The 6,609-nt window shown below is 58.2% G+C and carries 3 protein-coding genes; 1 reads left to right on the forward strand and 2 read right to left on the reverse strand.

The genetic code is table 11. The features are described from left to right. Both ACI2KA_RS26615 and ACI2KA_RS26620 read right to left on the reverse strand, forming a co-directional pair. The coding region (locus ACI2KA_RS26615) for a response regulator (protein WP_404505439.1) at nt 1-195 on the reverse strand (195 nt) is incomplete at its 3' end. Then, nucleotides 195-2,015 (reverse strand): ATP-binding protein, encoded by a 1,821-nt coding sequence (locus tag ACI2KA_RS26620; RefSeq protein WP_404505440.1) that lies wholly within the window; start codon nt 2,013-2,015, stop codon nt 195-197. The genes ACI2KA_RS26615 and ACI2KA_RS26620, both read right to left, overlap by 1 nt. Nucleotides 2,016-2,746: 731 nt before the next feature. Between ACI2KA_RS26620 and ACI2KA_RS26625 the strand changes: the two genes are divergently transcribed. Beyond that, nucleotides 2,747-6,609 (forward strand): amino acid adenylation domain-containing protein (locus ACI2KA_RS26625; protein ID WP_404505441.1); only part of this gene is annotated, 3,863 nt, incomplete at its 3' end.

The raw sequence follows: 6,609 nt of genomic DNA on the forward strand, positions 1-6,609 counted from the left end.
AGAGTTGAGCACGGAATGTCCATCGACACGGGGCATGCGGATGTCTGTGACGACAACGCCGTCATAGTCCGGCTTCAGGCTTGCCAGTGCGGAATGCCCGTCGCGGTGGATTTCAGGCTGAAAGCCTGCAATTGACAGCGAATCCGCCAATGCCGTTCGAAAAACCGCGTCATCGTCGACCAGCATCACACGCATCACGCTTTCCTCATCCTGACAACAAAGGCCGCACCTCCGAGGGGTGATGCCATGACGTCCAACACGCCGTTCAGCTCTGCGACGATGTCGCGTGCAATGCTCAATCCCAAACCCAAACCCTCGGCTTTGGTGGTAACAAACGGGTTGAAGATGTTCTCAGCCAGCCGCGGGTCGATGCCCGGACCATTGTCGGCGACAATGAGACTCACCCATGAAGCATCCATATCGGCGCTGATCAGGACACGGGGGTCGGAACGATCCGCAACCGCATCCAGCGCATTTTGCAGAAGATTCACGAGCACCTGTTCCAGCTGGACCCTGTTTGCGACGACATCTGGCAGATCCGATCCAGGGAGTTCGAGGTGCACATCCGCGCTGTGGAACCGCTCGCCAAGCAGCAGCAGCGCTCCAGCAATCGTCTCATTGATATCCACGCGCGTGTTCTCGCCCTTTCCCCGGCGCGCAAAACGCAGCATTTCCTGGGTGATCGTGCCAATTCGGGCCGTTAATTCCACAGCTGTCAACAGGTTGGCCGAGACGCGATCAATGCGGTCTTTCAGCAGGTGATGCCGGGCATTTTCGGCAAGGGTTCTGATTGCCGCAACGGGCTGGTTGATCTGGTGGATCAAGCCCGCGGTGACCGAACCGAGAATAGCCAGGCGGTTGGCCTGCGCCAGTTCCTCCCGCGCCTCGCGAAACCGGCGGTCGGCAGTTTCGCGCTCGATGATCTGCGCGTGCAGCTCCGCCGTGCGCGCCGTAACCGCCACTTCCAGTTCGGCACGGTCGGCTGCCATCCGCATGGTCCGCGTTAATTGCCAGTAGATCGCCATGGCGATAGCCGCCAATATGATGGTCGCCGCAATCGAGATCAGGAAGGCCAGTTCCCTTGCTCCATCCAGAGCCGGATTTGCGCGTACGGCGTGAACAAGTCTCAGCGTCGTTTCCGAAATCCGCTCCTCGACAGGAAGAAGCAGTGTATCCGATGGCCCGGCCATCATTCCATTCGTTTCAAAACTGAGCAGGCTTGGCTCCAGCGGACGATTACTGAACTGGCCACTTTCGGTCAGGTGAGCGCGTTCAGTGGCCGAAAGAACGCGGAACGTCCGTAGCTCCTCATCGGGATCGGTGGACGCAAGTACGACGCCGCTCGGGTCAACGATGAAGGTCTCGCCCAGGTCTTTGGTCCAGCCTTTTACCAGTGCCTGAAACTCGAACTTTATCACGGCCACGCCTTGCGCGCGGGCTGTATCGCCGATCTGCCTCGAGAAAAACAGGCCGGGACGTCCGCTCAGATCACCAACGGCATAATATTCAGCCGAACCCGCAGACAGGGCGTCAGTAAAATAAGGGCGAAACCCATAGTTGCGGCCAATAAAGCTTTCGGCCGTATGGGCGTTCGATGACGAAACGACGCGCCCATACTCATTGATGATGTAGATGATGGAGGCCCCGGTCTTAGAGACCAGAGAGGCAAGCCTGTCGTTAAGACGGGATGCGACCTCGGGACTTTCTTTCGTCAGCGCCTCTTCAAGGTCGCTATATTCCGCAAGAACGATGGCCAGGAGACGATACCTGGCCAGCTCGCTGTCGAGCAATTTCGTTTGCTGACGCGCGACGACTTCTGCGCTGTTTCCCAGTCGGGTGAGCACTTCCTTCTGCACCCAGGCGGACGCCAGCGCCCACACCCCCGCCAAAAGCAAAAGAGCGGCGATGGAGAATGCAAATTTCGACCTGAATGACAAACGCCCCATGAATGCAAAATAGTGCAATTTTCTCGCGCCAGCTATGCAAGTTTTTGCACGATTTTTCGTGGTGCGCATTGAGGGAGCCTAAGTTTATTTTTTAAAAACAAATAGTTAAATGGATTGCCGCCGCGGGACTGGCGTAAAAAAACGTTCATTCGCATTCTGCCGGACATGTCGATGTCGACTTGATGGCGAGGGGGCTCATGTCATCTGATAGTCCGCGCAGCATCTGCGCTTGGGGTGTGCCTGCCAGTGCGCGCGGATGGCTCACGGGAGACCTCTCGGTTCGCTACGTCACGCTGCCGGGTGCGATTTTCAACGGCACTTCTGACCTGCTTGCGAAACCATTGATGGGCTTGGGCGCAGGCCTCGGCCCGAGCCGGCTCGGAACAGTCTCTCCCTCGTCACGCTTCCTGCGGGAACAGGCAAATCCTGAAGCGTGGCAGCAAGGCAAGGCCGACGGCGTCGGTTTTTTTTCTGGATGGCAAGAACGGCGACCGGATGTGCAACCCTTCGCAGGGCGCGGAAGGGAGGAACGCTTGTCAACGTCCGGCTCCGGCAGACTGATGCCGAGGGTCAGCGCATACCGAACCGCAGCCGCAGCGTGCGCGAACCGGCAGGTGATCCGACATTTCAAAATTGGAGCCGAACGAAAGGAATGTCCCGACTGTGGATGCTCACCATCCACACGACTTCGGACACCTCGAAAGGCGAAATGCCCGACGGGTCCGGAAACAATATTTGGCTGAGGGTTTAATATGAATGTTCAAGAGAAGAAATTGCCGCTGTCTCCCGCACAGGCCGGCATGTGGATCGGTGAGAAGGTTGGCGCCGCCGGGGTCGTCTTCAACCTTGCCGAAGCGGTGGAGATTCATGGTCGGGTCAATGTGGAAAATTTCATCCGTGCACTGCGGCAATTGACACAGGACATAGAGGCGACGCGGATTCGCATCCGCGAGATCGAGGGACAGCCTCATCAGATTGTCCCGGTCGAATTTTCCGGAGATTTCCGCGTGCTCGATTTCTCCGCGGAGGAAGGCGCTTTCAAAAAAGCGGATGACTGGATGATGGATCAAGCTCGCATCCAGCCAGATCTCGAGCACGACAGATTGTGGGACAGTGCTCTCATCAAGCTTGCCGAAGATCACTGGCTGTGGTTCCAGCGGGCTCATCATATTGCTTTCGACGGCTTTACTGGCGGCTTGTCCTCGCGCCGGCTCGCCGAGATTTATACGTCTCTGGAAGACGGCGGAATTCCCGAGCCGGCCAACTACGGTTCACTGGAGGACATGCTTGCCGCCGACAGGGCATATCGTTCCTCCCAGCAGCTGGAACGGGACCGCGCCTACTGGATGGAGCATCTTCGGGAAGCGCCTCAACCCGCCACGCTTGCCAAACGGCGTCCGGCGCCTGCGACGGGTCTGTTGCGCCATAGCGTCACCTTGCCTGCGGAGGATGCGCGGATATTGCGGAAGGTTGCGACGGAGTCCGGTGTGTCGGTGCCGCAGGTGCTTGTCGCGCTTGTGGCGGCCTATTATGGGCGGGCAACCGACTGCGACGATCTGGTCATATTGACGATGTTGACCGGGCGCGTCGGCCCGGCCATGCGGCGCATACCGTGCATGATGGCCAATGCCGTGCCATTGCGTTTCAAATTTTCACCGGGCACGACACTACGCGATCTTGCCCGGCAGACGGCGCAGCAGATGATGAGGGCGCTGCGTTATCAGCGTTATCGCTATGAAGACATGCGCAGAGACCTGGGCCTTCTGCGGCATGATCAACAGATCGCCTGGCTCGGGGTCAACATTGAGCCATTCGACTATAATCTGAGCTTTGCCGGTCATCCGGCCACCATTCGCAACCTTTCCAACGGTTCGATGACGGACATGACGATCTTTGCATATGAACGTGGCGACGGCAGCGAGATGCGCATCGATTTCGATGCCAATCCCGATCTCTACACGATCGGGGATCTGCAGTCGCATGAGGCGCGTTTCATGCGGCTGCTGCGCGCCATATCGGCTGACGCAGACCGGGAATTGAACTCCTTCAGCCTGCTGTCCGACCTGGAGCGGCAAAAGGTGCTCGTCGACTGGAACGACACGGCGCACGCTATTCCGGATTTGACCTTTCCCGAACTTTTTCGTCGTCAGGTCACACGCCAGCCCGACGCTGTCGCTGTGGTTTGCGATGGCAGGGAACTGACCTATGCCGAGTTGGATGCCGCCTCGGATAGTTGGGCACGCCTTCTGTGCCGGCGCGGCGTTGTTCCGGGGAATATTGTTGCAGTTGTCGTTCCCCGGTCCGAACAGATGCTCGTAGCCCTGCTCGCAGTGTTGAAGGCTGGTGGCTCCTACCTGCCATGCGACCCTTCCGATCCGCCCGGTCGCATTGGCCTCATTCTTGCCGACGCTGCCCCGAGCCTGATCATCACCACGAGCGAAATTGCAGATAAGCTTCCGATCGACGGTGTTCGCACCGTCTTTCTGGACCAGCCGGAGGACCATCCCGCCCATTCGCTCATTGTCCCTCCAGCAGCCGACGATACCGCCTACATCATCTTCACGTCGGGTTCGACCGGCCGGCCGAAAGGTGTAGAGATTTCGCATCGGGCACTGACGAATTTCCTCTTTGCGATGCAGGATCTGTTGAAGATGACGCCTCGCGACCGCCTTCTGGCCGTCACCACGATCGCGTTCGATATTGCCGGGCTGGAGCTTTATCTGCCGCTGCTCGCGGGTGCATGCACCATCATCGCACCGCGTGAAACAGTACGCGATCCGGATGCGCTGGCTCGCCTTATCAGGCGATCGCGTATCACCGTCATGCAGGCAACACCTTCCCTTTGGCGCGCACTGCTGCACGATCATGGCAAAGAACTATACGGCCTGCGCTCCCTGGTGGGCGGGGAGGCACTTCCGGCCGATCTCGCGCAGGCGATGGCGGAACTCGGTCATCCCGTGCTGAATGTCTACGGCCCCACCGAAACGACGATCTGGTCCACCGCCATGCCATTGGAGGGCAGGGATATCGCCGCACCGCCAATCGGGCGCCCGATCTGGAATACCCGACTTTATGTCCTCGATCGCAGGGGAAATCCGTTACCACCCGGTTTTGCCGGAGAACTTTACATCGGTGGTATGGGTGTCGCGAAGGGTTATCTCAATCGGCCCGAGCTGACACAGGAACGTTTCCTGCCGGATCCTTTCGCGGCTGATGACAGTCGCATGTACCGCACGGGCGATATGGCCTGCTGGCGTGTCGATGGGGTCATGGAATATCTTGGCCGCAATGACCATCAGATCAAGATCAGGGGATTCAGGGTGGAGCCTGGCGAAATCGAAGCCGCGCTCGCCGCCCATCCTGGCGTTCGGCAAGCCGTCGTCATTCTCCGTGAGGATCAGGGGCAGGGAAAACGCCTCGTCGCTTATGTTGTCGCCACCCCCGGCCACACGGTCGATGACCATGAACTATCCGCAACGCTCGCGTGCAGCCTGCCCAGTCAGATGATACCGTCACGTTACGTGGTGCTTGAGGCAATACCGCTGAACGGCAATGGCAAGATCGACCGCAATGCTCTTCCGGTTCCCAAGTGGCAGGCTCACCATGAAGGCGTCGCGCCGAGAACAGAAACTGAAAAAGCAATCGCCCAAATCTGGTGCGAAAGCCTTGGTGTCGACGCGGTGGGCATTCACGACAGTTTCTTCGACCTTGGCGGTGATTCACTTGATGCGGTAGGCATGATTGCGACTGTTCGTTCGCGACTGAATGTTGCAATCCCGCTTGAAGCGATCTTTGAATCGCCAACGATCGCGGAACTTTCAAACTTGCTCGGTGCGTCCGCGTCGCAAAATGAATTCTTCGCACCGGTCATGGCCATTCGCAAAAGCGGCAGTTCAGCGCCATTGTTCTGCATACATCCGATTCTGGGCATCGGGTGGGCTTTCCGCGCCCTGACAGGGCATATTGCGCAGGATATGCCAATCTATGCGCTGCAAGCGGACAGCTTGAGCGCGTCTGCGGGCCTGTTCGATACGATCGAGGAAATGGCTCTGGCATATGTCAACCGAATGCGCCGTATCCAGCCCAACGGCCCTTACCATATTCTCGGGTGGTCCTTTGGCGGCCTCGTCGCGCATGAGATGGCCAGACTATTGCTGGAGCAAGGAGAAACCGTCGCCTTTCTGGGTTTGCTCGATTCCTATCCCTACCAGCACTCGGCACAGAATATTCTCCTGGACGACGTCACTTTGGCTCAGGCTACGCTGGATTTTCTCGGCTTCGACGCCGATGCGAGAGAATTCGACAATAAGCGGCCCGTTCTCTCCGTCCTCGAAGAATATATCCTTGCGCGATATGACATGGATACTCATCCGCTGGCCCGTGAGGCGATGAAAATATCGCAGTCTGAAACCGGTATCCTGGACAAGGCCCGTACCGCGATTATCCACCATCTCGATCTCGCCCGGAAGTTCAAGCCGGGATTGATCGGGGTCGACATGCATTTTTTCTCGGCCAATCGCGGTAAAGGCAGGACCATCGATGCCCTACTCAACTATCAGGCAGAGGCGTGGCTGCCACATGTCCGCGGCAGAATTTATCACCGGCCTCTTGATTGCCTTCACGAGCAGATGCTGGATGCAGACCCTGCCGCTGAAATCGGCGC

It is taken from the genome of Agrobacterium sp. NPDC089420 (assembly GCF_044900305.1).
In the GTDB taxonomy this organism is placed as follows: Bacteria; Pseudomonadota; Alphaproteobacteria; order Rhizobiales; family Rhizobiaceae; genus Agrobacterium.

Bases quoted from the DNA above. Each gene is read 5' to 3' on its own strand.
- ACI2KA_RS26620 (WP_404505440.1), bottom strand. From the start codon at position 2,015: ATGCGCACCACGAAAAATCGTGCAAAAACTTGCATAGCTGGCGCGAGA.